The sequence below is a fragment of the Sphingopyxis sp. genome (genome assembly GCF_050916055.1).
Classification (GTDB): domain Bacteria; phylum Pseudomonadota; class Alphaproteobacteria; order Sphingomonadales; family Sphingomonadaceae; genus Sphingopyxis.
The window spans coordinates 3,118,875-3,142,389 of sequence record NZ_CP051527.1; the positions used below are offsets into that span (position 1 = coordinate 3,118,875).

Consider the following 23,515-nt stretch of genomic DNA (forward strand, 5'->3'; position numbering starts at 1 on the left):
CGATGGCGTCACGGGGAAGCCATCACACCGTATCGAGCCACAGCGGCTGGTTCAGCCCTGCGACAAATTCGGCGTGGCGCGCGAGTTCGGCGGCCGACGCCATATGGGGGCGGGGTTCGCGAAAGGGACGATCGATGCCGCGCGGCGCGGCCAGACCGGGCGTGGCGGGCGATGCGGCGTTGGTGCCGGTGGCCGCCAACCCAAGGCCGATCTGCCGCCCGCCAGTCATCTCGATATAGAGATGCGCAAGCAGCTCGGCGTCGAGCAGCGCGCCATGCTTGACGCGGTGGCTGCGGTCGATGCCATAGCGGGTGCAGAGCGCGTCGAGGCTGTGTTTGGCGCCGGGGTGCAGCTTGCGCGCCATCTGCACGGTGCAGCACATCCGCGCCATATCCAGCGCCCCCCGGCCGGCGCGCGCCAGTTCGGCATTGACGAAGCCGAAGTCGAACGCGGCGTTGTGCGCGACCAGCGGCGCATCGCCGAGGAATTCGATCAGATCGTCGACTCGCGTAGCGAACAACGGCTTGTCCGAAAGAAACTGGATCGACAGGCCGTGGACCGCCTCAGCCTCGGCCGGCATGTCGCGCTCGGGATGGAAATAGGCGTGAAAGGTCCGACCCGATTCGCGGCGGTCGATGAGCTCGATGCATCCGATCTCGACCAGCCTGTGCCCCGCGCGGGGATCGAGTCCCGTGGTTTCGGTATCGAAGATTATTTCACGCATCTGACAGTCAATATTGACCCTATCGGGCGCGGAAACAAGAGGCGATCGCCCGAATCTGGCGATGCGTCGCGCTTTTCGGGCGTCCGGTTTCGATGATGAAATCGGCGCGCGCGCGCTTGACGCGGTCGGGCACCTGCAGACGGCGAATCGCCTTCAGCCGGGCATGGGTCATCCCCGGCCGCCGCATGACGCGCCTTGTCTGCATCCACGCCGGTGCCGACACCACCGCGATTGCCCCGACCTTTCGCCAGCCACCCTTTTCGAACAACAGCGGGATGTCGAGCACGACGACATCGCGGGCGCGGTGGCGCGCGAGGAAGCGCCGCTGCGCCTTTGCCACCGCCGGATGAACGATCGCCTCGAGCGCGGCGAGTTCGTGGCGGTTGCCGAGCACCAGCGCGCCCAGTTTCTGACGGTCGACCCCGCCCGGGCCGGTGGTGCCGGGAAAACGCGCCTCGATCGCCGCGACGAGGGTGCCGCCGGGGCCCTGCAACCGGTGCACCTCGGCATCGGCGTCAAACACCGGCACGCCTTCGCGCTCGAACATCGCCGCCGCGGTCGATTTACCCATGCCGATCGATCCGGTGAGGCCGAGGAGGAAGGGGCGGCGAAGCGTGAGATGCGGGCGCTTGAAGTGGCTCATGCAACCAGCAGCGCGCGCAATTCCTCGTCGCGGCCCTCGGGCGGCGGCGCGCCGAAGAAAAGTTCGAAGGCCAGCCCCGCCTGTCCGATCAGCATGTCGAGGCCATCGACGGTATCGAGCCCGCGCGCCTCGGCCGCCGCGAGCAGCCCGGTCTTCAGCGGCGAATAGACGAGGTCGTAGACGATCGCGTCATCGGGGAGCGGCGACAGGTCGAGCGCGAGCGGCGGCTGGCCCTTCATGCCGAGGCTGCTCGCGTTGACGAGCAGCGCCGCGGGGGGAAGCGAGGCGTCGAGCGCGACGACATCGCCCTTGAGCCCGAAGGTCGCGAGTAGACCCATCGCTTTCAACGGGCTGCGATTGAGAATGGTCACCGGGCCGACATCGGCGCGGGCGAGCGCGAACAGCACTGCACGCGCCGCGCCGCCGGCACCGACGACTGCCACCGGCGCTCCCTCCAGATCAAGTTCGGCAAGCGGCGAATAAAAGCCGGCGGCGTCGGTGTTGGTACCGATCAGCGCGCCGTCAGGCTGGCGCACGACCGTGTTCATCGCCCCTATCGTGCCGCGGATGTCGCCGGGGTCATCGACCAGATCCATCACCGCCGCCTTGTGCGGCATGGTGACGTTGCAGCCGCGCCAGTCGGGATCGCCGCGCCGGTCGGCGATGTAGGCGGCGAGGTCTTCAGGCTTTACATGGGCGCGCCGGTAGTCTCCCGCCAGCCCCAGCGCGGCGAGCCAAAAACCGTGGATCAGCGGCGATTTCGACTGCGCGATCGGGTCGCCGATCACCTCTGCATAAGGGACACCGCTCATGACGGCGCGAGTCCGGTCGCGCGCAACCAGGCGAGTAGCGGCAGCATCGGCATGCCGACGATCGTCCAGGGATCGCCTTCGACCCGTTCGAACAATTGCACGCCCGCTCCTTCAATCTCGTAACAGCCGACGGTCCAGCGGATGCTGTCCCAATGCCGTGCGACATAGTCGGCGATGAAGGCATCCGACAAGGGCCGCATCCACAGCTTTGCCTCGCCGATCGCGCGCCACACCGGCGCGCCGTCGCGCGCCGCCACCACGGCGCTGAACAGGCGGTGGCGCGTTCCTGCCATTCGCCGCAGATGATCGGCAGCGTCGGCGGGACTGGCCGGTTTCGCCAGCATCGTCCCGTCGTCGAGCGCCAGCGTCGAATCGGCGCCGAGGACGGTGGCGCCGGGGAGCCGCGATGAGACCTTGACCGCCTTCGCCTCGGCGAGCGCGTCGGCGATGTTGCGCGCGGTCTGGCCGGCAGCCTGCAGCGACCCCGTGAGCGCCTCCTCGTCGACATGCGCTGCGGTCGCCTCGAAGGCGAGGCCGGCGGCGCGCAGCATCGCGGCGCGGCCGCTGCTTTGCGAGGCGAGCAGCAGGGTCATGCCGCGCTGCGATCTTCGACGAGCTTGATCACCGCGGCCGCGGTCTCCTCGATCGAGCGGCGCGTCACATCGATCACCGGCCAGCCATTGTCGGCGAACATCCGGCGCGCATACGCGAGTTCGGCCTTCACCCGCTCGTCGTCGACATAGCTCGTCTCGGGCGCCTGGTTGAGCGACAGCAGCCGATTGCGCCGAACCTGGACGAGCCGATCGAGCCCGGTGGTCAGGCCGACGATCATCGGTCGTTTCAGGGTGAACAGCGCATTCGGCGGCGGCGATTCGGGGACGATCGGGATGTTCGCGGTCTTGAAGCCGCGGTTGGCAAGATAGATGCTGGTCGGGGTTTTGGAAGTGCGCGACACACCGGCGAGAACGATGTCGGCCTGTTCCCAATTTTCCCAGCCGATGCCGTCGTCATGCGCGACGGTGAATTGGATCGCCTCGACGCGCGCGAAATAGGCCGCGTCGAGCTGATGCTGCCGGCCGGGCCGCGCCTTTGCTTCCTGTCCCAGCATCCGCGACAGCGCGTCGGTCACCGCATCGAGCGCTGCGACGGTCGGCAGGTTGAGCGCGCTGGCGCGGCGCTCCAGGCTGGCGCGTAGTTCACCGTTGACGAGGGTGAACAGGATCATGCCGGGGCTCGCCTGCACCTCGGCGATGATGCGGTCGAGATGCGATTCCGACCGCACCATCGGCCAGAAATGGCGCACCACCTCGACGTCGTCGAACTGGGCGATCGCCGCCTTGGCGATATTTTCGAGCGTTTCGCCCGTGGAATCGGATATGAGATGCAGGTGGAGCCGGCCCATCGCCCGACCATGCCGTCGCGGCGGCGAAAAAGGCAAGGACGAAGCGCGCAGATCGCCCTGTGGATAATTTCGGCAGCGACTCCGGGACAGAAAAGGGACGGTGGATTCATCCCCGGCGCTGCCGATTTCGCTCCATCGCTTGTCCACAGGTTGCGAATATTATCCACAGGCTGTGAATTAGAGGCACAGAGCCCCGCGACTCCCCGCACCATCCTGTCGGCATGGGAGTCAAGCTGTTGGCAAAAGCGGCGCCGCGCCCTAAAGCCGCGCTGTCCGCCGACCAACAAACCACCACAATCATATTTAAATATATATGAAGAGAGAAAGAAGGGCCGCGTGAAGGCGTCACCGAAGAGCTTGCTGGCAACGCTGCGCGGGGTGCGGCAGGACCGGCCACCGCTCTGGCTGATGCGCCAAGCGGGGCGCTACCTGCCCGAGTATCGCGCATTGCGCGAGACCAAGGGCGGTTTCCTCGAACTTTGCTACGACCCCGAAGCCGCCGCCGAAGTGACGTTGCAGCCGATCCGACGGTTCGGCTTCGACGGGTCGATCCTGTTTTCCGACATTCTCGTCATCCCGCATGCGCTCGGCCAGCATCTGTGGTTCGAAGCGGGTGAGGGCCCGCGGCTGGCACCGCCGCTGGTCGACAGCGCCCTGTCGTCGCTCGAAGCGGCGCCGCAGCGGCTCGATCCGATTTATGCGACGGTGGCACGGGTCGCTGCCTCGCTGCCGCCCGAAACGACGTTCCTCGGCTTTGCCGGCAGCCCGTGGACCGTCGCCACCTATATGGTCGCCGGGCAGGGCTCGAAAGACCAGTCCGCAGCGCGGCGGCTCGCTTACGGCGATCCGGCGGCGTTCCAGGCGATCATTGATGCGATCGTCGAGCTCAGCGTCACCTATCTGGCGGGGCAGATCGAGCATGGCGTTGACGCGGTGCAGCTGTTCGACAGCTGGGCTGGAAGTCTGAGCCCGGCGCAATATGAGCGATGGGTGATCGCGCCCAACGCCGAAATCGTCCGCCGTCTGAAGATGCTGCATCCCGATACCCCGATCATCGGCTTTCCGAAGGGGGCCGGCGGCAAGCTGCGCGCTTATGCCGACGAGACCGGGGTCGATGCGATCGGGCTCGACGAAACCGTCGATCCGGCCTGGGCCGATGCCGCCTTGCCGTCGCATCTGCCGGTGCAGGGCAATCTCGACCCGCTGGCGCTCGTTACCGGCGGCGGGGCGCTCGACGCCGCGATCGACCGCATCCTTGCGGCCTTTCCGCTGCGTCCCCATATCTTCAATCTCGGCCATGGGATCGTGCCCGACACCCCGATCGCCCATGTCGAACATCTGATCAGACGCGTTCGCGGCGGATAAATATGGAACTGACAGGATTCTTGGGGGCGACGATGCTTTGGATCAAAGCCGCGCATGTGATTTTCGTCATCTTCCTGATGGCGGGGCTGTTCATGATGCCGCGATTTTTCGTCTATCATCATCAGGCGCCGGTCGGGTCCGAAGAGGATGCGAAATGGATCGAACGCGAGGATCGGCTGCGGCGGATCATCCTCAATCCGTCGCTGGCGATCGTGTGGATCCTTGGGCTGATGCTGGCCTTTAACGGCGGCTATTGGGGCGAAAGCTGGTTCATCGCCAAATTGCTGCTGGTGATCGCGCTGTCGGGCTATCACGGCTGGATGATCGGCTATTTCAAGCAGCTGCAGCAGGGGAAGCGCCCGCTGTCCGAAAAGCAGCTGCGCCTGCTCAACGAAGTCCCTGGAGTCGCCGCGGCGATCATCGTCATCCTGGCGATCGTGCGGCCCTGACCCGTGTTTCGCCCGGCTCAGCCCGATTGACTTGATCCCGAGCCGGTTATAGGGGCGGATCAACCTGCTTCCTGCAGGCGGTGCGTCCAACGCGCCGATGCTATCGCAAACGGTTGTCCCACGACCGGATAGGCACCCGCCGGTGCAACATGTCAGTTCTCAATCTTCCCGAATTTTACCCTGGAATCCATCCATGCATCTTAAAGAACTCAAGACCAAATCGCCCGCCCAACTCGTCGAAATGGCCGAGGAATTGGGGGTCGAGGGTGCCTCGACACTGCGCAAGCAGGACCTGATGTTCTCTATCCTCAAAGAAGTCGCCGAGGACGAAGAAATCATCGGGTCGGGGACGATCGAAGTGCTGCCTGACTCGTTCGGGTTCCTGCGCTCGTCTGAAGCCAATTATCTGGCGGGTCCCGACGATATCTATGTCTCGCCGAACCAGGTCCGCAAGCATGGTCTGCGCACCGGCGATACGGTGGAAGGCGAAATCCGCGCGCCCCGCGACGGCGAACGCTATTTTGCGCTCACGCGCCTGATCAGCGTCAATTTCGACGATCCCGACGTCGTGCGCCACCGCGTCAATTTCGACAATCTGACCCCGCTCTATCCGAACCAGAAATTGTCGCTCGACACTGTCGACCCGACGGTGAAGGACAAGTCGGCGCGCGTCATCGACCTCGTCAGCCCGCAGGGCAAGGGCCAGCGCGCGCTGATCGTCGCGCCGCCGCGCACCGGCAAAACGGTGCTGCTGCAGAATATCGCCAAGGCGATCACCGACAATCATCCCGAGGTGTATCTGATCGTCCTGCTGGTCGACGAGCGCCCCGAAGAAGTCACCGACATGCAGCGTAGCGTGAAGGGCGAGGTCGTCTCCTCGACCTTCGATGAGCCCGCGACGCGCCACGTGCAGGTCGCCGAAATGGTGATCGAAAAGGCCAAGCGCCTGGTTGAGCACAAGAAGGATGTCGTCATCCTGCTCGATTCGATCACCCGCCTCGGCCGTGCCTACAACACCGTCGTCCCGAGCTCGGGCAAGGTGCTGACCGGCGGCGTCGACGCCAACGCGCTCCAGCGTCCCAAGCGTTTCTTCGGCGCCGCGCGCAACATCGAGGAAGGCGGTTCGCTTTCGATCATCGCCACCGCGCTGATCGATACCGGCAGCCGCATGGACGAGGTGATCTTCGAAGAATTCAAGGGCACCGGCAACAGCGAAATCGTCCTCGACCGCAAGGTGTCCGACAAGCGCATCTTCCCCAGCCTCGACGTCGGCAAGTCGGGCACGCGCAAGGAAGAATTGCTGATGGAAAAGGACAAGCTCAGCAAGATGTGGGTGCTGCGCCGCATCCTGATGCAGATGGGCACCGTCGATGCGATGGAGTTCCTGCTCGACAAGATCAAGGATTCCAAGACTAACGAGGATTTCTTCGATTCGATGAACCAATAACCGCGGCGCGGGGCGGTGATCGTCGAACAGGCCTTGTTGCAGGTTCGGCCCGGCCAGGGCGCCGAGTTCGAGCGCGCTCTCGCCGCCGCCCGCCCGCTCATCGCCGCCTCGCCCGGTTTTTTGGGCATGGAGGTGCGGCGCGGGTGCGAAGCGGTGGAAACCTACTTGCTGATCGCGCATTGGGACCGCATGGAAGACCATCGCGATGGTTTCCGCCGCTCGAAACGATATGAAGAGTGGCGGGCGCTGTTGCACCCCTTTTATGACCCTATGCCGGACGTGCATTATTTCGGAGAGCTTGTGTGATTGACCTGTTGTTGACCGCCGCCGCCACGGCCGCGCAAGGCTTTGGCGGCCCGTCGGAAATTTGGGGCCATATCGTCAACGATTTCTCGAACATCACCGAGCCGGCGGCAATGGCCGCCTTTTTGCAGGTGTTGCTGATCGACCTGGTGCTTGCCGGCGACAATGCGATCGTCGTCGGGGCGCTCGCCGCGGGTCTGCCGCCCGAACAGCGCCGCAAGGTGATTCTGATCGGCGTGCTCGCCGCGCTGGTGCTGCGAATCGCCTTTGCGCTGGTCGTGACGCAGCTGCTGCAGATCGTCGGCCTGATCTTCATCGGCGGGCTGCTGCTCGCGTGGGTCGCTTGGAAAATGTGGCGCGAGCTGCGCGATGGCGCGCATTCGGCCGGTTCGCCCGAAGTGGCCGGCGACGAGCATTCGGGCCTGAAGCCGGCGAAAAGCTTTGCCGGTGCGGCCTGGGCGGTCGCGATCGCCGATGTCAGCATGAGCCTCGACAATGTGCTCGCGGTCGCCGGCGCGGCGCGCGACCATCCGGGGATCATGATCGTCGGCCTGATCGTCGCGGTGGCGCTGATGGGCCTCGCGGCTAACATCATCGCCAAATATATCGAGCGCTATCGCTGGATTGCCTACATCGGCCTCGCGGTGATCGTCTATGTCGCAATCAAGATGATCTATGACGGCTGGGTCGACCCGGCGGTCGGGCTGGGCACGCTGCTGGGCTAGACTCGGATCGACGACTATCGCATCGTCGGAAGATGTCCGACGATGCGATGGTTCCGATAGCGGTCCTGCTGGGACGCGGCGAGGCGCTGACCGTTGCGGTGATGCTCGATGCCGCCGGGATCATCGTCCATGTCGGCGGCGAATATCATAGCAGCGTGACGCCCAACATCATCGCGCTCGGTGGCTTTCGTCTGACGGTTCCGGCGTGGCAGCATGGCGATGCGTCGATCTTGATCGCCGAGATGCTGGCCGAGCTCGAACCTCTGCCTTCTACCCAACCCCGGCGCGCCATTGGCAGGCTGTTCGCCGCGACGATGGGCAGCGTCGTGCTGGTCGTGGCGCCCTATGTTCTGGCGTTTGGGATCAAGGTGGTGCTACCGGTCCTATTTGCGCCGCTGTTTATACTTCAAATCCCGGTCAATCCGACGGGGCGCGGCGATTATTATCTTTCGGTTGCCGCAGCGGACTGAGCATTTGCGCTTGGCTTTTGAGCCCCGCTGCCCACTTAGGAGCATGCCTTCGGTCCATCTTACCAAAGTCGCCGTCGGTTGCGCGCACGTCGAAACGTTTGAACGGCGCGTGGCGGCGCGGGTGCGCGACGGTGAATTGCGGGTGCCGACGCGCATGCGCCCGAAGCGGATCGATGAGCTGGTCGGCGGCTATCTCCACTGGATCATCAAGCACCGCATCGTCGCGCGGCAACGGATTTTGCGCTTCGACGATCGCAAGGACGGGCGGATCGACATCGTCTGCTCGGACCGGTTCGAAATCGTGCCGCCGAGCCATCGCCGCGCGCATCAGGGATGGCGTTACCTGGCCGACGAGGATGCGCCGAGCGGCGATGGCGAGGATGTCGAAGGCGACGCACTGCCGCCGCATCTCCAGCGCGAACTGGCCGCGTTGATGCTGATCTAGAGCGCGGCGCGGAAGCTGTCGGCGCGCGCCATCGCCCAGTAACGCGCGCTCAACACCGATTCGGGTTCGTCGAGCAGGATGCCGCGCGAATAAAAATCATAGATATGGTCGATCGAGTCCGAACGCGCCGAATTGAGCCGTTCGTGGAGGTGGTGCGGGCGGATCTGCCACGGCGTATCCAAGCCCATTGCCGCGGTGATGTCCCACAACGCCGACACGGTAGCCGCCTGGAAACGGGCGACGCGTTCCGCCTTGTCCGCGACCACCAGTCCATTTTGACGGCCGGGGTCCTGGGTTGCGACGCCGGTCGGGCATTTGCCGGTGTGGCATTGCAGCGACTGGACGCAGCCCAGCGAGAACATGAACGCGCGCGCCGCGTTCGACCAGTCGGCACCGAGCGCGCAATTGACCGCGAGCCCGGCGCCCGAATGCACCTTGCCCGACGCCGCGAGACGCACCTCTTCCTTGAGGCCGCAGCCGACGAGCGCGTTGCGCACGAAAATCAACCCTTCGCGCAGCGGCATGCCGAGGCTGTTCGAAAATTCGACCGGCGCCGCGCCTGTGCCACCCTCGGCGCCATCGACGATGATATAGTCGAGACGGATGCCGGTGCGGACCATCGCCTTCATCAGCGCATAGATTTCGTGCGGCTGGCCGACGCACAATTTGATACCGACCGGTTTCCCGCCGGCGAGTTCGCGCAGCCGCGCCGCCCATTCGAGGAGTTCGATCGGGGTCGCGAAGGCCGAATGCGCCGCGGGGGACACGCAATCCTGCCCCTGCGGCACGCCGCGCGTCGCGGCAATCTCGCCGCTGACTTTCGGCGCCGGCAGCACGCCGCCGTGGCCTGGTTTGGCGCCCTGGCTGAGCTTGATCTCGATCATCTTGACCTGATCGGCCGCGGCGACGTCGCGGAAGCGGTCGGGGTCGAAGCCGCCACTGGCGTCGCGGCAGCCGAAATAGCCGCTGCCGAGCTCCCAGACGATGTCGCCGCCGTGGATGCGGTGATAGGGGCTGAGGCCGCCTTCGCCGGTGTCGTGGTAAAAGCCGCCGATCGCCGCGCCGCGGTTGAGCGCCTCGATAGCCCGCGCGCCAAGCGAGCCGAAGCTCATCGCGGATATATTGAGCAGCGCCGCCGAATAGGGCCGGGTGCATTGGGCGCCGCCGACGGTCACGCGCTGCGTCCGATCGGTCTCCATTTTGGGGACGATGCTGTGGCTCATCCACTCATATTCGTCCGAATAGACATCGAGCTCGGTGCCGAAGGGATGCGCATCGAGATCGCCCTTGGCGCGCGCATAGACGAGATCGCGTTCGCTGCGCGCGAAGGGACGCCCCTCGAGCTGGCTTTCGACGACATAGGCGTAGAGAAACGGGCGCAGCGCTTCGAACAGCCAGCGGACGCGGGCGATCAGCGGATAGTTGCGGCGGAGCGAATGCTCGCGCTGCACCATGTCGTAGAGCGCAAGGCCGAGCAGCGGCAGCCAGAGCAGCAACGTCCAGCGCACGCACGCCCACCAGCCGGCAAGCAAGGCTGCGAGCAGGAGCACGGGGATGGCGATCCAGCGCGGCATGGTAATCGTCCGGGTCAGCCGGACTGCGCCGCGAGCATCGCTGCCATCTTCTCCCACACCTTGTTCATCGCCTTGAGCGGACGGACCATGACTTTGAAATCGACGATCTGTCCATCATCGTTCCAGCGGATGATATCGACGCCGTTGACCTGGATGCCTTCGAGTTCGGTCTGGAATTCGAGCATCGCCTGATCACCTTCGACGATTTCGCGCAGATAGCGGAAATCATCGCCGCCGAGCGCGTGGCTCGCCGCGTGGAGATAGGCGAACACCTTGTCGCGCCCCTCCTGCGGCGTGTGGACGACGGGCGAATGAAAGACGGCGTCCTCGGCGAGCAGGTCGCGCAGCACCTGCGGATCGCCGCCGCCCGCCATATAGGCGTGCCAAGCCGCGACGCCGGCGTGAGCGGTCATGCGAGATGCTCTGCGAAGAAGGCGCGGGTGCGGCCGTCGGCGAGCTGCGCGCCTTCGTCGTTGCGGCGGTTTCCCATCGTCGCGGCAAAGCCGTGGTCGAGCCCGGCATAGTCGTGGAGCGTCACCCTGGGGTGGCTGTCGAGCCCCTCGTGGATGCGCTTCTGCGCGGCATGGTCGACCAGATGATCCTCGGTCGGGATGTGGAGCATCAGCGGATGCGCGATCGCATGGCTTTCGTTCAGCATCTGGTCGATCATGACGCCATAATAGCCGACCGACGCATCGACGTCGGTGCGCGCCGCCGCCATATAGGCCAGCCGCCCGCCGAGGCAGAAGCCGACGCAGCCGACCTTGCTCGCGCCCTGGGCGTGGAGCCAGCGGATCGCCGCCTCGATATCCTTGACCCCATCGTCGGCATCATATCGGCCGAAATAGCCGAACGCTTCGTTGAGTTCGGCCTCGATATCGGGGTTGAGTTCGACCCCGGGAGCGAAGCGCCAGAAGATGTCGGGCGCGATCGCCAGATAACCTTCGGCGGCCCAGTCGTCGCATTTTTTGCGGATGCCTTCGTTGACGCCGAAAATTTCGGGAATGACGATAATCGCCCGCGACGAATCGGCGTCGGGCCGCGCGACATAGGAGGGAATCGCGCCTTCGCCGTCGAGGGCGGGGATCTGGGTGTTGGTCGCGGCCATGCGGGGTCTCTCCTGACGCTTGCTTATTGAGGGTGAAAGCGCGAAGCTAGCCGCCGCAGCAGCCCGGCTCAAGCACGGGCTGCAAGCTTTTTGGGAAGCGAGACGGGCGATGAAGTTCAATATCGAGATCGATTGCACCCCCGAAGAGGCGCGGCGGCTGTTCGGCCTGCCCGATCTCGAGCCGCTGCACGACATCTACCTCGACCGCGTCAAGGAGATGATGGCAAAGGGAATCACCCCCGACATGGTCCAGACGATGGTCAAAAGCTGGGTGCCGATGGGCGAGAGCGGGCTGAACCTGGTCCAGTCGCTGCTCGGTCAGTTCGGCGGCGGGCTGATGGGCGGCGCCGCCAAAAGCGATGACGGCGACGACAAGCCGGCACGAGGGCGCAAGAGCTGATCACGGACGAAAGCAGCGACACGATTTTTGCGCTGTCGAGCGGGATGCCGCCGGCGGCGATCGCGGTGGTGCGCGTCAGTGGTCCGCGCGCAGGCGCGGCGCTGCGCGCGCTCGCCGGTCGCGTGCCGGCGACGCGCCGCGCATCGCTCGCCGAGCTGAGCGACGCTGCGGGCGCACCGCTCGACCGCGCGCTGATGCTGTGGTTTCCTGGACCCGCGACCGCGACGGGCGAGGATCTGGCCGAGCTGCACCTGCACGGCGGGCGGGCGGTCGTCGCCGCGGTCGAGGCGGCGCTTGCGGCGCTGCCGGGGCTGCGCCGGGCGGAGGCGGGAGAGTTCACCCGCCGCGCCTTCCTCAACGGGCGGATCGACCTTGCCGAAGCCGAGGGGCTGGCCGATCTGCTCGCGGCCGAAACCGAGAGCCAGCGGGTGCAGGCGCTGGGCATGGCGAGCGGGCATGTGTCGCGCGCGGTCGAGGGTTGGCAGGCGCGGCTGCTGACGTTGATGGCGGGGGCGGAGGCCGAGCTCAATTTTGGCGATGAGGAGGATGTGCAACTTCTCGATGATTGCGCACATCGCTTGTGTGACGGCATGGAGTTGCTGGCGTCGGAGCTGGGCGCGTGGTTGGCGCGGCCGGGGGCGGAGGTGATCGCCGAGGGGCTGTCGGTGGTCATCGCGGGGCCGCCCAATGCCGGAAAATCGACGTTAATCAATGCCTTGGCGCAGCGCGAGCTGGCAATCGTGTCGCCGGTGGCGGGGACGACGCGCGACGTGATCGAAACCCCGCTGGCGCTCGACGGGATCGCGATGCGCTTTTCGGACACCGCCGGACTACGCAGCGAAAGTGCCGACGCGATCGAAACGATCGGCATCGATCGCGCCAAGGCGGCGGTGCAGGCAGCCGATATCCTGCTGTGGCTGGGAAACCCGCACGACGCGCCAGATCATCCGCGCGCCATCCTGATCGCGGCGCAGGCCGACCGGTGGCGCGGCGATGCGGCGGCGGAGGCGGTGGCGGCGCGCTGCGACCTGACGCTGTCGGCGGCGACGGGCGAGGGGATGGAACGGCTGCACCGGATGATCGTCGATATGGCGCGCACCCTGTTGCCGCGCGAGGGCGAGGCGGCGCTGCGCCAGCGCCAGCGCGCCGCGCTCGCCGACGCGAAGGACTGGCTGACGGTCGACGCCGGATCGCGCGAGGCAAGCGACCTGATCCTGCTCGCCGAACGGTTGCGACTCGCGGCGCTGGCGCTCGACCGCATCACCGGGCGCGCGGGAGTCGAGGATATGCTCGACACGCTGTTCGGACGTTTCTGCATCGGGAAATGATGTTTCACGTGAAACATTTCGTGGCCGAGTCGCGGTGGATTTTGTGACGACTATCGGCTAAGCGCCGCCACAATCATGCAGCATAGCGCAACTTTCGATGTCATCGTGGTCGGCGGTGGGCACGCCGGGACCGAGGCCGCTGCGGCCGCGGCGCGGCTTGGCGCGCGGGTGGCGCTGGTCAGTTTCGACCCGGCGCTGATCGGGACGATGTCGTGCAACCCGGCGATCGGGGGGCTCGGCAAGGGGCATCTGATGCGCGAAGTCGATGCGCTCGACGGGTGGATGGCGCGCGCCGCCGATGCAGCCGCGATCCACTACCGGATGCTCAACGCGTCGAAGGGCGCGGCGGTGCAAGGGCCGCGCATCCAGGCCGACCGGAAGCTCTATCGGCAGGCGATTCAGGATCTGCTCGCGGCGGAGAAAGCGATCACCGTCGTCGCGGGGGAAGCCGCGGCGCTGGTGCTGGCGGACGACGGCGCGCGCGTCGGCGGGCTGGAGCTCGGCGACGGCACGACGCTGACCGCCGGCGCGGTTGTCCTCGGCACCGGGACCTTCCTCGGCGGGCGGCTGTTCCGCGGCGAAGAGCGGATGGTGGGCGGGCGTATCGGTGAGGCGGGGGCGCATCGGCTCGCCGCGCAGTTGCGCGATGCCAAGCTGCCGATGGCGCGGCTCAAGACCGGGACACCGCCGCGGCTCGACGGGCGCACGATCGACTGGGCGCGGCTCGAAGAGCAGCCGTCGGACCGTGCCGAAGGGGCGACCTGGACCTGTTCCACGTGGAACAGCGAACGCACCGTGCCGCAGATTTTCTGCGCGATCACGCGCACCAACACCGCAAGCCACGCGATCATCGCCGCGAATCTCGACCGCTCGCCGCTGTTCACCGGGGCGATCGGCGCCGCGGGGCCGCGCTATTGTCCGTCGATCGAGGACAAGATTCACCGCTTCGCCGATCGCGACGGGCATCAGGTGTTCCTCGAGCCCGAGGGGTTGGACAGCCACCTCGTCTATCCGAACGGCATTTCGACCTCGCTGCCCACCGATGTGCAGTTGGCCATGTTGCGGACGATGGACGGGCTCGAGGCGGTCGAGATGGTGGTTCCGGGCTATGCGGTCGAATATGACCATATAGACCCGCGCGCCCTCGACCGCAGCTTGCAGGTGCGCGCGATCGGTGGGCTCTATTGCGCGGGGCAGATCAACGGCACCACCGGTTATGAGGAGGCCGCGGCGCAGGGTCTGGTCGCGGGGGCGAATGCGGCGCTCGCCGTGCAGGGGCGCGAGCCGCTGATCCTCGACCGGTCGGTGTCGTACATCGGGGTGATGGTCGACGATCTGGTGTTGCAGGGGGTGAGCGAGCCATACCGCATGCTCACCGCGCGCGCCGAATATCGCTTGCGGTTGCGCGCCGACAATGCGGCGACGCGGCTGACTCCGAAGGGAATTGCGCTCGGGCTGGTGCGGCCGGCGACGGCGGCGTCGTTCGCGGCGCGAATGGCTGGGCGCGCGCGCGCCACCGCTTTGCTCGAGGCGCCGGTGACGACAGCCGATTATGCGGCGATCAGGCTGGCGCTGCCCGGAGACGGCGCGGCGCGGCAACGAATCGACCTGCTGCGCTTTCCCGAGGTGACGATAGCGACGCTGGCGTTGCTGGCGCCCGAGCTCGATGCGATCGACGGTACGATCTTGGCCGAGCTGGCCGAGGATGCACATTATGCGCCGTATATCGCGCGGCAGGAGGCCGAATTGCGGTCGCTGGCGGCGAACGAGGCGATCCTGCTCGACCCCGCGCTCGACTATGGCGCGATCGGCGGGCTGTCGCGCGAGATGGTCGAGCGGCTGAGCAAGGCGCGGCCCGAAACTCTGGGCCAGGCGGGGCGGATCGACGGGGTGACCCCGGCGGCACTGACCGCGATCATGGTGTTCAGCCGGCGGCGGGCGGCTTGAGGGCTGGCGTTTGGTGAGATGTGTGAGGTCGGCTTTGGGGTTGGAAGCGGAACGGGAGGTTTTTGGGCAAGGTAAGCGGAAAGCCGACACGCCTAGCTGCTGCCATCACGATCCCCATCGGGTATCAAAACATGGGGGAAATACTTCCTGTCCCAATGATCCGGCCGAAACAGAACCTTCCCCCGCTCGATAATTTTATCGTCGTCACGGTATGGGATGACTTGAACGGGCACATCACCGTTGAGATATTCGGGTCCGAGATGGAAATGGTCGCTCTGCTCGGTCAGATTTTGAAGTTTCTTCACAAGCAGGTCGCGGCCAGCCTCGTTCAGCCAGATTTCCAGGTCGCCAGTTTCACTGGAATTGATCGTGATGCGCGGCTTCATAAATGCCCCTTTAATGACGCGGCGCGAATATAAGCGCTCCAGTGCCTGCTGTTGAGCATGTAGAACGTGTATCAGATTGGCAAGAAACGGTCGAAAGCTGCCCGTACCGTCATTCGTTCGTGTCGAGCGAAGTCGAGACACCCTTCGACCTCATACCAAGCCGATGGGCATCTCGACTTCGCTCGATGCGAACGGGGTTAAGTAGGGCAGCAATTGGCCGAATGCCGCCTTCCAGATATTTCGCGCAGAGGCCGCAGAGAGCGCAGAGACGAAGATAGTGTTCACGCGGAGACGCAGAGACGCGGAGAAGAAAGAAAGAGCGGCGCAGCCGCTCGCCATGCAGGGCCGGAATCGCCGGACCATTCCACGCTACATCCATCCGCTACAGCCGCCACTCCGCGCTTCCGCGCCTCCGCGTGAATCCCTTTCGTCTTCTCTGCGCTCGCCCTGCCTGCGTGGCAGGGTGGAAATGTCCGAATTGGGGTGGGGCGCGGATTTTGAGCGATCCTCCCCCCTACGGGGGAGGGTGGTGAGCGGCACGCGAGGCCATACGCAGCGCTCGACACCGCGTACCCCTCCACCAGTTTCGCTGGTCCCCCTCCCCGTGCCGGGGAGGATCGCTGCGTTTGCAATCGGTCGTTTCCAGACGAAGAGCGAAGTATCATCGCTGTCGCGCAGCGACGAATGGAGGCGCTCGACGGCGGCGCCAAGCCCCTCCGCCAGCGCTTCGCGCTGCCACCTCCCCATGGCTTCGCCACGGGGAGGATCATAGCGGCCACTCCTGGGTGCGAGTTTGAGACCGGCTCGATGATTACGGGGTTCGTTGTGGCTTTGCGTCTTTGCGCGAGGCTTTCAAAATCTCGCGCAAAGGCGCAAAGGCGCAAAGAAGAGGTCAGTTTCCCGCTGTCGCGGGATAATGCGATAGAGGACAGGCAAGTTGGTGAGTGCCGACGGTGGAATTTTGACGAGCGAGGACGAGGCGAGGGGCTGGCTGGATGACGCCTTCTCGCCGACGGTCGCGCAATGGGCGCAGCTCGAGCGGTTCGCGGCGATGCTGGTGGCCGAGAATGAGCGGCAGAATCTGATCGCAGCATCGACGATACCGACCCTGTGGGTGCGGCATATCGCCGACAGTGCGCAGTTGCTGGCGCTCGATGCGGGCGGCGCGGGGCTTTGGATCGACCTGGGGAGCGGGGCGGGGCTGCCGGGGTTGGTGGTCGCGATCCTGTCCGAGCGACCGATGCTGCTCGTCGAATCGCGCAAGCGGCGGTGCGAGTTTTTGCGCGCGGTGGCGGGCGAGCTGGGGCTGGCGCATGTCGAGGTCGCCGAGGCGCCGCTGGAGCGCATCGAAACGCGCGCTGCGGGGACGATCAGCGCGCGGGCGTTTGCGCCGCTCGACCGGCTGATCGACTTATCCGCGCGTTTTTCCACCGAATCAACGCGGTGGCTGCTGCCAAAAGGGCGAAACGCGGTTAAGGAACTGGCCAAGCTGCCGCCGGCGTGGCAGAATCTGTTTCACGTGGAACATAGTCGCACCGATCCCGACAGCCGGATCCTGGTCGGACGCGGCAAAATCGGTGCAAAACAGCGAGGAACGCGATGATTCGCATAGCGGTGGCGAACCAGAAGGGCGGGGTCGGCAAGACGACGACCGCGATCAATCTGGCGACGGCGCTCGCGGCGACCGGGTGGCGGACGCTGATCATCGACCTCGATCCGCAGGGCAATGCCTCGACCGGCCTCGGCATCAAGCAGGCGCAGCGCGAATATTCGAGTTACGACCTGCTGCGCGCCGAAGCGACGCTGGCCGAATGCGCGATCCCGACCGCAGTGCCGCGGCTCGACATCGTGCCCGCAACGGTCGACCTGTCGGGCGCCGAGATCGAGCTGATCGAATTTCAGGACCGGCTGCACCGGTTGCAACAGGCGCTGTCGGGCGCCGAGGCGGGGCAGTGGGACATCTGCCTGATCGATTGTCCGCCGTCGCTCGGCATGCTGACGCTCAATGCGCTGATCGCCGCCGAATCGCTGATCGTGCCGCTGCAGTGCGAATTTTTCGCGCTCGAAGGGCTGAGCCAGTTGCTGACGACGGTCGAGCGGGTGCGCGAGCGGTTCAACCAGAAGCTGACGATCCTGGGGGTCGCGCTGACGATGTTCGACCGGCGCAACCGGTTGACCGATCAGGTGTCGGACGATGTCCGCGAAGTGCTGGGGCCGGTGGTGTTCGAGACGGTGATTCCGCGCAACGTCCGCCTGTCCGAAGCGCCGAGCCACGGGCTGCCGGCGCTGATCTACGATCATCGCTGCGCCGGGTCGGCGGCGTATATCGCGCTGGCGCGCGAGCTGATCGATCGCCTGCCCAACGTCCGCAAGGCTGCATAAATGGTTGATAATAAAGACGAAACTGGTTCAGGATCGCCGGCGGCGCGCAAGCGGCCGTCGGGGCTGGGGCGCGGGCTGAACGCGCTGTTCGGCGATGTCGCGGTCGAGGCGCCGGTGCTAGCGAGCGCCGGTGGCGCGCGGCCGGCACCCGCGGCGGGCGAATCGGTGCAGCATGTCGCGATCGGCGCGATCCGGCCGCTGCCGGGGCAGCCGCGGCGCCATTTCGACGAAACCGCGATCGGCGAACTGGCCGATTCGATTCGTGCCCGCGGGCTGCTTCAGCCGATCATCGTGCGCGCCGCGCCGGATGGCGATGGCTATCAGCTCGTCGCGGGCGAGCGGCGCTGGCGCGCGGCGCAGCGCGCCGGGCTGCACCAGATTCCGGCGCTGGTCCGCGAGCTCGACGATGCCGCGACCTACGAGATTGCGCTGGTCGAGAATATCCAGCGCCAGGACCTCAACGCGATCGAAGAGGCGGGTGCCTATCGCCGTCTGATCGAGGATTTCGGCCACAGCCAGGACGCGCTGGCGAAGCTGGTCGGCAAGTCGCGCAGCCATGTCGCCAACCTGATGCGGCTGCTCGACCTGCCCGAAAGCGTCCAGGCGATGGTCGGCGACGGGTCGCTCGCGATGGGGCATGCGCGCGCGCTGATCGGCGCCGCGGGCGCCGAAGAGATCGCGCGCAAGATCGTGCGCGACGGGCTGTCGGTGCGCGCGGTCGAGGCGCTGGTGCGCGACGGCAAGGGCGGCGGGCGCAAGGCGCCGCTCGAATATAAGAGCGTCGACGGCAACCGCGATCCCGACATCGTCGCGGTCGAACGCCATTTGTCCGAGTTGCTCGGCATCGGTGTCGCGATTCACTATGCCGGCGGCGGCAAGGGCGCGCTGACGCTGAAATTCGGATCGCTCGACCAGCTCGACATGATTTGCCAGCGATTGAGCGGCGAATCGATCTGAGCGATCGGGTCGCGGTGCGGGCGATATTTGTGCCGGTTCGGGCCGCTGCGCGATAGCGGCGAGGCAGGGAAAACGGCTGAATATCGGCGTAAGCCATTGATTCAACTCTGATTTTCTCGGAAAACCGGATCAATTCCTAATCCGTCATTAACCATGCTTGTCGGCAAAAGCTGAACGGGTCGCCGATAGAAGGGCGGCAGCGAATGGGGTGGGATTTCCATTTGCCTTTTGACTGTTTCAAGGGACCAAATCATATGCGCAACTATGGAATGAAGCGCGCCCTCCTGGGTGCCGCTATTGCCGCTCTCGCCATGAACGCCTCGGCGGCACAGGCGGCGTCGGCCACGGGTACGGCGAAGGCGAAGATCCTGCGCCAGATCACGCTCACCAACACCAGCGACCTGCAATATGCCACGATCATCAGCGGCGCGACGGCTTCGACCGTTGCGGTGTCGACCGCCGGCGCGGCGACCTGCGGCGCGGGGCTGACCTGCACCGGCACCACGACCGCGGCGAACTTCAACATCGCCGGCACCGACGGTGCGGTGGTTGTCGTCGGCGGCGATTCGAGCGTCACGCTCAACGGATCGATCAGCGGCACGATGACGTCGTCGCTGAGCTATTCGGCCGCGACCGTCACGCTTGGCGCGACCGGTGGCAGCTTCCAGGTCGGCGGCACGCTCAATGTCGGCGCCAACCAGGCGTCGGGCGATTATACCGGGACGTTCAACGTCACCGCCAACTACCAGTAAGCTCTACCAGCCGGGGGGACGGCGCGCCGCCGCGGCGCGCCACCGGAAACAGGGGTCGCCGGGCTTTGCGCCGGGCGGCCCCTTTTTCCGTCGTCGGGCGCCGCGCTCGCGGCGTGGTTAGCGAAATATCAACCATGTGGGTGCAGACAGGATGCGACCATCGGGGCGGTGTGGGCCGACCCGGAACACGATTGTGGGGATCGTATCCATGCTGAAGTTTATCAAGGGTTTGCGCCCGTGTGTTGCGGCTGCGTTTGCCGCTGCCTTGCTGCCGGCGGCGCCCGCCGCGGCGCAGGGCGACCTGCTGGTGGCGCCGACCCGGGTGATCCTCGACGGATCGCGCGGCACCGAAGTGGTGCTCAACAATATCGGCGCCGAGCCGGCGACCTATCGCATCAGCCTCGAGATCAAGCGGATGACCGCCGCGGGCGGGCTCGACGAGATCGCCGAGGCCGACGCGAGCGAGGCCGAAAAGGCGGCGCTCGGCATGATCGCGTTCAGCCCGCGCCGCGTCACCCTGCCGCCGAACCAGCCGCAGGTGATCCGCGTCGGGGTGCGCGTTCCCGAAGGCACGCCGCCGGGCGAATATCGCGCGCATATGCTGTTCCGCGCCGTTCCCGATGCGGTGGCGGCGACCGATCCGGCGAAACCCGCGAGCGGCGGTGTGTCGATCGCGCTGACCCCGATTTACGGCATCACCATCCCGGTGATCGTGCGCGTCGGCGACCTTGGCGCCGATGCGACGATCGGCGAAGCGTGGGTGAGCACGACCGCCGACGGCCCGGCGTTCAATTTCGACCTCGCGCGCACCGGCAACCGTTCGGTCTATGGCGACATCGAGGTGACGCGGGCGGGGGTCGCCGAACCGCTGCTCGTCGCGCGCGGCATCGCGGTCTATCCCGAGGTCGCCGAGCGCACCGTGTCGCTGCGCGTGCCGCCCGAGCTGGCGGCGAAGCTGACCGGCCCGGTGCGCATCCGCTATGCCGAGGACCGCGAGATCGGCGGCGGCACGATCGACGAAGCCGAACGGGTGGTGAAATGAGCGCGTAAGGACGGACAGCGGACGCGGCTGTGGCCGGCCCGGCGCTCCAACGATGGAAAGCGGCGATCTGCGCCGTGCTGGCGCTGGCCGGGTTGATCCCGACCGGCGCCAAAGCCATTGAAAAAACGCCGGTTTCGCTTGCTGCCGACGACTGGAAGCCGAACGAGGACGACAGCTGGCTGTTCGACCTGCGATCGGGCCAGTACCGGCTCGGCGACGGGGTTCGCGGCTATCAGACCCCGCAGGGGGTGTGCGTCGACCTCGCCGACATGGTGCTCGCGCTCGACCTGGCGGTGCGCGTCGACAAGAAGTTGCGCCGCGCAACGGGGTGGGTGTTCGACGAGCGCCGCGGCTTCGTGATCGACCGCGACGGCGGCGAGGTGCGCATCGGCAGCGAGCTGTTCGCGCTGGCGCCGACCGCGATCCGCGACACGCCCGCGGGCTGGTGCGTCAACCTGGACCAGCTCGCGAAATGGCTGGGGGTGGCGATCGCCGCCGACATGTCGAACGCGGTGCTGCGCATCGACGACAAGCAGAAATTGCCGTTCCAGCTCGCCGCCGAACGCCGTGCACGCGCCGCGGGCATCCGGCCGCAGCAACGTTTCGACCTGGCCAGCCTGCCGCAGGCAACGCGCCCCTATCAGGCGTGGGCGACCCCCTCGGTCGACGTCGTCGCCTCGGCCGGGGTCGTCGCCGACCGGCGCGGCGGGTCGCACGTCCAGGCGCGCTACGAGATTTTCGCGGCGGGCGAGGTGCTGGGCCAGAGTTTCGATGCGCGCCTGTCGTCCGACGAGCAGGGGATTCCCGACAGTTTGCGGATGCGGCTCTATCGCACCGACCCCGAAGGCCGGCTGCTCGGACCGCTGCGCGCGACGCATTATGCGGTCGGCGACGTCAGCCTGTTGTCCACCGGTCTGGTCGCGCAATCGGCGCCGGGGCGCGGCGCGGTGCTGACCAACCGCCCGGTCGAGCGCCCCGACAGCTTCGACAAGACGAGCTTTCGCGGCGACCTGCCCGCGGGATGGGACGCCGAACTGTATCGCAACGGACAATTGCTCGCCTTCACCAGCCCGAACGGTGACGGCCGCTACGAGTTCCTCGACGTGCCGCTGCAATATGGCACGAACCGCTTCGAAATCGTGCTGTACGGGCCGCAGGGGCAGATCCGCCGCGAGATCCGCCAGCTGCAGGTCGGGGTGGATTCGATCCCGCCGCGCGAGACCTGGTATTGGGCCGGGGTCGCGCAGGAAAACGCCGACCTGGTTGAATTCGGCAATCGCCGACAGACCTTTCGCCGCGGCTGGCGCGGGACGGTGGGAATCGAACGAGGGCTGACCACGCGGACGTCGGCGTCGCTTTATTTTCACAGCCTGATGATCGAGAACGTCCGGCGCAACTATGGCGAAGCGGCGCTGCGTCGCTCGATCGGTCCGACCCTGCTCGAAATCGCCGGCGCCTATTCGGATGCGTCGGGTCCAGAGGGCGGCGCGGGTTCGGTGCGTGCGAGCTGGCTCGCAGCGTTCGGCGAAACCTATATCCGCGCCGATGCGATGCGCGGCTGGGGCGGCTTCGTCTCCGACCGTTTCATCAACAATATCAACGGCATATATTCAATCTCGCTCGATCAGTCGGTCAAGCTGGGGCGGACGGTGCTGCCGCTGCACTTCGACGTGCGGCAGGTCGATCGCCGCTCGGGGATTTCGAGCCTCGAGGCGTCGGCGCGCGCCTCGGCGAGTTTTCGCGCGCTCACCTTCACCGGCCAGCTCGACTGGGCGCGGACCAAAGTGCCGGTCGGCCCCGACCCGCCCGACAATCTGACCGCGAGCCTGCTCGCCAACGCGCGCATCGGCCGCGTCCGCCTGCGCGGGGAGGCGCGGCTGGCGCTGTCGGGCGACAACGCCGATTCGCGGATGACGTTGATCGGCGAATGGGCGGGCAAGGGCGACGCCGAATGGCGCGCCGAACTCGGCTATGACAAGGGGCTGGACCGGGCGCGGGCCGGCATCGGATATACGCGCCGGTTCAAGAGGTTACAGCTTGCCGGCTTTGGCGAAGTGGCGAGCGACGGGTCGGTCGCGGCGTCGCTGTCGCTTGCCTTCAGCTTTGGCCCCAACCCCGCCGGCGGCGGCTGGCGGGTGTCGAGCGAGAAGCTGGGCGGCCGCGGTCAGGTGACCGCCGATGTGTTCATGGACGACAATGGCGACGGGGTGCGCCAGCCCGGCGAAGCTGCGATGCCGGGGGTATCGCTGACCGCGGGCAACGCCTGGGTCGACGCCGCGACCGACGCGGGCGGGCGCGCGACGATCGACGGGCTGGAGCCGTTCCGGCCGGTGATGATCGGAATCGATGCCGGCAGCCTGCCCGATCCCTATGTCCAGCCGGCGCTGCCCGGGGTCGTCGTCACCCCGCGCCCCGGGGTCGCGGTGCGCGTCGCGCTGCCGATGGCGGCGGCGGGCGAAATCGAGGGTGTCGCGATCCGTGACGGCGGCAATCCGATCGAGGGGCTGGCGATCGAGCTGGTCGATGCCGAAGGGCGCGTTCGTGCCTCCACGCTCAGCGAATTCGACGGCTATTTTCTGTTCGAGGGGGTGGCGTACGGGCGGTACACCGTGCAGCTGGCGAAAGCGTCGGCGGCGGCGCTGCGGCTCGACCCCGGGTTCGTGCGCGCCGCGGTGCCGGGCAAGGCGACCCCGCGCGTCCGGCTGGTCACGGTGGCGCTGAAGCCGCTGCCGCGCAGCCTGGCGAGCGGCGATGCGGCGCCGCGCGGGCCGGGCAACGATGCGCGCGGGCCACCGGCCGCGCCGAGCGCGACCGGCGACCCGCCGCCCGATCAGGACATATTACCCTAAGGTCA

At 66.5% G+C, this 23,515-nt stretch carries 25 protein-coding genes; 16 read left to right on the plus strand and 9 right to left on the minus strand.

All coding sequences use genetic code 11. From position 1 onward, the window contains the following. Positions 1-22 precede the first annotated feature (22 nt). Genes dnaQ through HEQ22_RS15250 form a run of 5 tightly spaced genes read right to left on the minus strand, consistent with a single transcriptional unit; the run spans position 23 to position 3,581 of the window. Positions 23-724 carry a DNA polymerase III subunit epsilon gene (dnaQ, locus tag HEQ22_RS15230; RefSeq protein ID WP_432768680.1) on the minus strand — a complete coding sequence of 234 codons (702 nt, stop codon included), beginning with the start codon at positions 722-724 and terminating at the stop codon, positions 23-25. A gap of 19 nt (positions 725-743) precedes the next feature. Beyond that, positions 744-1,367, minus strand: coding sequence for a dephospho-CoA kinase (gene coaE / locus HEQ22_RS15235; protein ID WP_432768681.1), 624 nt, complete (start codon positions 1,365-1,367; stop codon positions 744-746). After that, positions 1,364-2,179, minus strand: a complete 816-nt coding sequence (locus HEQ22_RS15240; protein WP_432768682.1) for a shikimate dehydrogenase family protein — start codon at positions 2,177-2,179, stop codon at positions 1,364-1,366. Before HEQ22_RS15240 ends, coaE begins: the two co-directional genes overlap by 4 nt. Next, positions 2,176-2,772 carry a Maf family protein gene (locus HEQ22_RS15245; RefSeq protein WP_432768683.1) on the minus strand — a complete coding sequence of 199 codons (597 nt, stop codon included), beginning with the start codon at positions 2,770-2,772 and terminating at the stop codon, positions 2,176-2,178. Before HEQ22_RS15245 ends, HEQ22_RS15240 begins: the two co-directional genes overlap by 4 nt. Continuing rightward, entirely contained in the window at positions 2,769-3,581 is an 813-nt protein-coding gene (locus HEQ22_RS15250; RefSeq protein WP_432768684.1) for a pyruvate, water dikinase regulatory protein, read from the minus strand. The genes HEQ22_RS15245 and HEQ22_RS15250 overlap by 4 nt, the downstream gene beginning before the upstream one ends. 336 nt (positions 3,582-3,917) lie before the next feature. Here HEQ22_RS15250 and hemE point away from each other — a divergent pair, with 336 nt between their 5' ends. The 7 genes from hemE to HEQ22_RS15285 all read left to right on the plus strand — a co-directional run bounded on the left by hemE (position 3,918) and on the right by HEQ22_RS15285 (position 8,785). Continuing rightward, the gene (gene hemE, locus HEQ22_RS15255; protein ID WP_432768685.1) at positions 3,918-4,946 is read left to right on the plus strand and encodes a uroporphyrinogen decarboxylase; all 1,029 of its coding nucleotides are present in this window, start codon (positions 3,918-3,920) and stop codon (positions 4,944-4,946) included. A 32-nt stretch (positions 4,947-4,978) separates the two neighbouring features. Further along, on the plus strand, positions 4,979-5,395 hold the full coding sequence (locus tag HEQ22_RS15260; RefSeq protein ID WP_432768686.1) for a CopD family protein: 417 nt from the start codon (positions 4,979-4,981) through the stop codon (positions 5,393-5,395). A 193-nt stretch (positions 5,396-5,588) separates the two neighbouring features. Then, on the plus strand, positions 5,589-6,842 hold the full coding sequence (gene rho, locus HEQ22_RS15265) for a transcription termination factor Rho (protein ID WP_432768687.1): 1,254 nt from the start codon (positions 5,589-5,591) through the stop codon (positions 6,840-6,842). A gap of 15 nt (positions 6,843-6,857) precedes the next feature. Further along, a complete protein-coding gene (locus tag HEQ22_RS15270) occupies positions 6,858-7,148 on the plus strand; it encodes an antibiotic biosynthesis monooxygenase family protein (RefSeq protein WP_432768688.1) in 291 nt (96 codons plus the stop codon). Beyond that, complete coding sequence (locus HEQ22_RS15275) at positions 7,145-7,870, plus strand: TerC family protein (protein ID WP_432768689.1); 726 nt, start codon at positions 7,145-7,147, stop codon at positions 7,868-7,870. The genes HEQ22_RS15270 and HEQ22_RS15275 overlap by 4 nt, the downstream gene beginning before the upstream one ends. A 32-nt stretch (positions 7,871-7,902) precedes the next feature. Continuing rightward, entirely contained in the window at positions 7,903-8,340 is a 438-nt protein-coding gene (locus tag HEQ22_RS15280) for a hypothetical protein (protein ID WP_432768690.1), read from the plus strand. Positions 8,341-8,383: 43 nt separating this feature from the next. Beyond that, on the plus strand, positions 8,384-8,785 hold the full coding sequence (locus HEQ22_RS15285; RefSeq protein WP_432768691.1) for a DUF1489 family protein: 402 nt from the start codon (positions 8,384-8,386) through the stop codon (positions 8,783-8,785). Here the strand turns inward: HEQ22_RS15285 and HEQ22_RS15290 are convergent. From HEQ22_RS15290 to HEQ22_RS15300, 3 genes are read right to left on the minus strand one after another with little or no spacing between them, the layout of a single operon-like run. Continuing rightward, the gene (locus tag HEQ22_RS15290) at positions 8,782-10,359 is read right to left on the minus strand and encodes an FMN-binding glutamate synthase family protein (RefSeq protein WP_432768692.1); all 1,578 of its coding nucleotides are present in this window, start codon (positions 10,357-10,359) and stop codon (positions 8,782-8,784) included. The two genes, HEQ22_RS15285 and HEQ22_RS15290, sit on opposite strands and share 4 nt — an antisense overlap. A gap of 14 nt (positions 10,360-10,373) precedes the next feature. Next, positions 10,374-10,772 carry a nuclear transport factor 2 family protein gene (locus HEQ22_RS15295; protein WP_432768693.1) on the minus strand — a complete coding sequence of 133 codons (399 nt, stop codon included), beginning with the start codon at positions 10,770-10,772 and terminating at the stop codon, positions 10,374-10,376. Further along, the gene (locus HEQ22_RS15300) at positions 10,769-11,467 is read right to left on the minus strand and encodes a dienelactone hydrolase family protein (protein WP_432768694.1); all 699 of its coding nucleotides are present in this window, start codon (positions 11,465-11,467) and stop codon (positions 10,769-10,771) included. The genes HEQ22_RS15295 and HEQ22_RS15300 overlap by 4 nt, the downstream gene beginning before the upstream one ends. A 109-nt stretch (positions 11,468-11,576) precedes the next feature. Between HEQ22_RS15300 and HEQ22_RS15305 the strand changes: the two genes are divergently transcribed. From HEQ22_RS15305 to mnmG, 3 genes are all read left to right on the plus strand, one after another. Then, positions 11,577-11,867, plus strand: a complete 291-nt coding sequence (locus tag HEQ22_RS15305; protein WP_432768695.1) for a DUF6489 family protein — start codon at positions 11,577-11,579, stop codon at positions 11,865-11,867. A 44-nt stretch (positions 11,868-11,911) separates the two neighbouring features. Further along, positions 11,912-13,195, plus strand: a complete 1,284-nt coding sequence (gene mnmE / locus HEQ22_RS15310; protein WP_432768696.1) for a tRNA uridine-5-carboxymethylaminomethyl(34) synthesis GTPase MnmE — start codon at positions 11,912-11,914, stop codon at positions 13,193-13,195. Between the two features lie 75 nt (positions 13,196-13,270). Next, positions 13,271-15,142, plus strand: coding sequence for a tRNA uridine-5-carboxymethylaminomethyl(34) synthesis enzyme MnmG (gene mnmG, locus HEQ22_RS15315; RefSeq protein WP_432768697.1), 1,872 nt, complete (start codon positions 13,271-13,273; stop codon positions 15,140-15,142). A 92-nt stretch (positions 15,143-15,234) separates the two neighbouring features. On the opposite strand, the gene HEQ22_RS15320 is transcribed toward mnmG, so the two are convergent. After that, complete coding sequence (locus tag HEQ22_RS15320) at positions 15,235-15,528, minus strand: hypothetical protein (protein ID WP_432768698.1); 294 nt, start codon at positions 15,526-15,528, stop codon at positions 15,235-15,237. 940 nt (positions 15,529-16,468) lie between these two features. On the opposite strand from HEQ22_RS15320, the gene rsmG reads away from it, so the two are divergent. The 6 genes from rsmG to HEQ22_RS15350 all read left to right on the plus strand — a co-directional run bounded on the left by rsmG (position 16,469) and on the right by HEQ22_RS15350 (position 23,510). Further along, positions 16,469-17,131: a 16S rRNA (guanine(527)-N(7))-methyltransferase RsmG gene (gene rsmG / locus HEQ22_RS15325; protein WP_432768699.1), complete on the plus strand. Its 663-nt coding sequence runs from the start codon at positions 16,469-16,471 to the stop codon at positions 17,129-17,131. Continuing rightward, complete coding sequence (locus HEQ22_RS15330) at positions 17,128-17,910, plus strand: ParA family protein (protein WP_432768700.1); 783 nt, start codon at positions 17,128-17,130, stop codon at positions 17,908-17,910. Before rsmG ends, HEQ22_RS15330 begins: the two co-directional genes overlap by 4 nt. Continuing rightward, positions 17,911-18,867 carry a ParB/RepB/Spo0J family partition protein gene (locus HEQ22_RS15335; RefSeq protein WP_432768701.1) on the plus strand — a complete coding sequence of 319 codons (957 nt, stop codon included), beginning with the start codon at positions 17,911-17,913 and terminating at the stop codon, positions 18,865-18,867. 254 nt (positions 18,868-19,121) lie between these two features. Beyond that, the gene (locus tag HEQ22_RS15340) at positions 19,122-19,619 is read left to right on the plus strand and encodes a DUF4402 domain-containing protein (protein WP_432768702.1); all 498 of its coding nucleotides are present in this window, start codon (positions 19,122-19,124) and stop codon (positions 19,617-19,619) included. Between the two features lie 208 nt (positions 19,620-19,827). Continuing rightward, the gene (locus HEQ22_RS15345; protein ID WP_432768703.1) at positions 19,828-20,661 is read left to right on the plus strand and encodes a fimbrial biogenesis chaperone; all 834 of its coding nucleotides are present in this window, start codon (positions 19,828-19,830) and stop codon (positions 20,659-20,661) included. A gap of 29 nt (positions 20,662-20,690) precedes the next feature. After that, positions 20,691-23,510, plus strand: a complete 2,820-nt coding sequence (locus tag HEQ22_RS15350; RefSeq protein ID WP_432768704.1) for an MSCRAMM family protein — start codon at positions 20,691-20,693, stop codon at positions 23,508-23,510. Positions 23,511-23,515: the final 5 nt, after the last annotated feature.

What these genes read in the sequence shown, in the direction of transcription:
- HEQ22_RS15305 (WP_432768695.1), top strand. Translation starts at nt 11,577, where the DNA reads ATGAAGTTCAATATCGAGATCGATTGCACCCCCGAAGAGGCGCGGCGG.
- HEQ22_RS15245 (WP_432768683.1), bottom strand. Translation starts at nt 2,772, where the DNA reads ATGACCCTGCTGCTCGCCTCGCAAAGCAGCGGCCGCGCCGCGATGCTG.
- coaE (WP_432768681.1), bottom strand. Translation starts at nt 1,367, where the DNA reads ATGAGCCACTTCAAGCGCCCGCATCTCACGCTTCGCCGCCCCTTCCTC.
- HEQ22_RS15260 (WP_432768686.1), top strand. Translation starts at nt 4,979, where the DNA reads ATGCTTTGGATCAAAGCCGCGCATGTGATTTTCGTCATCTTCCTGATG.
- HEQ22_RS15340 (WP_432768702.1), top strand. Translation starts at nt 19,122, where the DNA reads ATGCGCAACTATGGAATGAAGCGCGCCCTCCTGGGTGCCGCTATTGCC.
- mnmG (WP_432768697.1), top strand. Translation starts at nt 13,271, where the DNA reads ATGCAGCATAGCGCAACTTTCGATGTCATCGTGGTCGGCGGTGGGCAC.
- HEQ22_RS15330 (WP_432768700.1), top strand. Translation starts at nt 17,128, where the DNA reads ATGATTCGCATAGCGGTGGCGAACCAGAAGGGCGGGGTCGGCAAGACG.
- HEQ22_RS15300 (WP_432768694.1), bottom strand. Translation starts at nt 11,467, where the DNA reads ATGGCCGCGACCAACACCCAGATCCCCGCCCTCGACGGCGAAGGCGCG.
- HEQ22_RS15240 (WP_432768682.1), bottom strand. Translation starts at nt 2,179, where the DNA reads ATGAGCGGTGTCCCTTATGCAGAGGTGATCGGCGACCCGATCGCGCAG.
- HEQ22_RS15320 (WP_432768698.1), bottom strand. Translation starts at nt 15,528, where the DNA reads ATGAAGCCGCGCATCACGATCAATTCCAGTGAAACTGGCGACCTGGAA.
- HEQ22_RS15285 (WP_432768691.1), top strand. Translation starts at nt 8,384, where the DNA reads ATGCCTTCGGTCCATCTTACCAAAGTCGCCGTCGGTTGCGCGCACGTC.
- HEQ22_RS15295 (WP_432768693.1), bottom strand. Translation starts at nt 10,772, where the DNA reads ATGACCGCTCACGCCGGCGTCGCGGCTTGGCACGCCTATATGGCGGGC.
- rho (WP_432768687.1), top strand. Translation starts at nt 5,589, where the DNA reads ATGCATCTTAAAGAACTCAAGACCAAATCGCCCGCCCAACTCGTCGAA.
- dnaQ (WP_432768680.1), bottom strand. Translation starts at nt 724, where the DNA reads ATGCGTGAAATAATCTTCGATACCGAAACCACGGGACTCGATCCCCGC.
- HEQ22_RS15335 (WP_432768701.1), top strand. Translation starts at nt 17,911, where the DNA reads ATGGTTGATAATAAAGACGAAACTGGTTCAGGATCGCCGGCGGCGCGC.
- HEQ22_RS15345 (WP_432768703.1), top strand. Translation starts at nt 19,828, where the DNA reads ATGCTGAAGTTTATCAAGGGTTTGCGCCCGTGTGTTGCGGCTGCGTTT.
- HEQ22_RS15250 (WP_432768684.1), bottom strand. Translation starts at nt 3,581, where the DNA reads ATGGGCCGGCTCCACCTGCATCTCATATCCGATTCCACGGGCGAAACG.
- mnmE (WP_432768696.1), top strand. Translation starts at nt 11,912, where the DNA reads ATGCCGCCGGCGGCGATCGCGGTGGTGCGCGTCAGTGGTCCGCGCGCA.
- HEQ22_RS15280 (WP_432768690.1), top strand. Translation starts at nt 7,903, where the DNA reads ATGTCCGACGATGCGATGGTTCCGATAGCGGTCCTGCTGGGACGCGGC.
- HEQ22_RS15290 (WP_432768692.1), bottom strand. Translation starts at nt 10,359, where the DNA reads ATGCCGCGCTGGATCGCCATCCCCGTGCTCCTGCTCGCAGCCTTGCTT.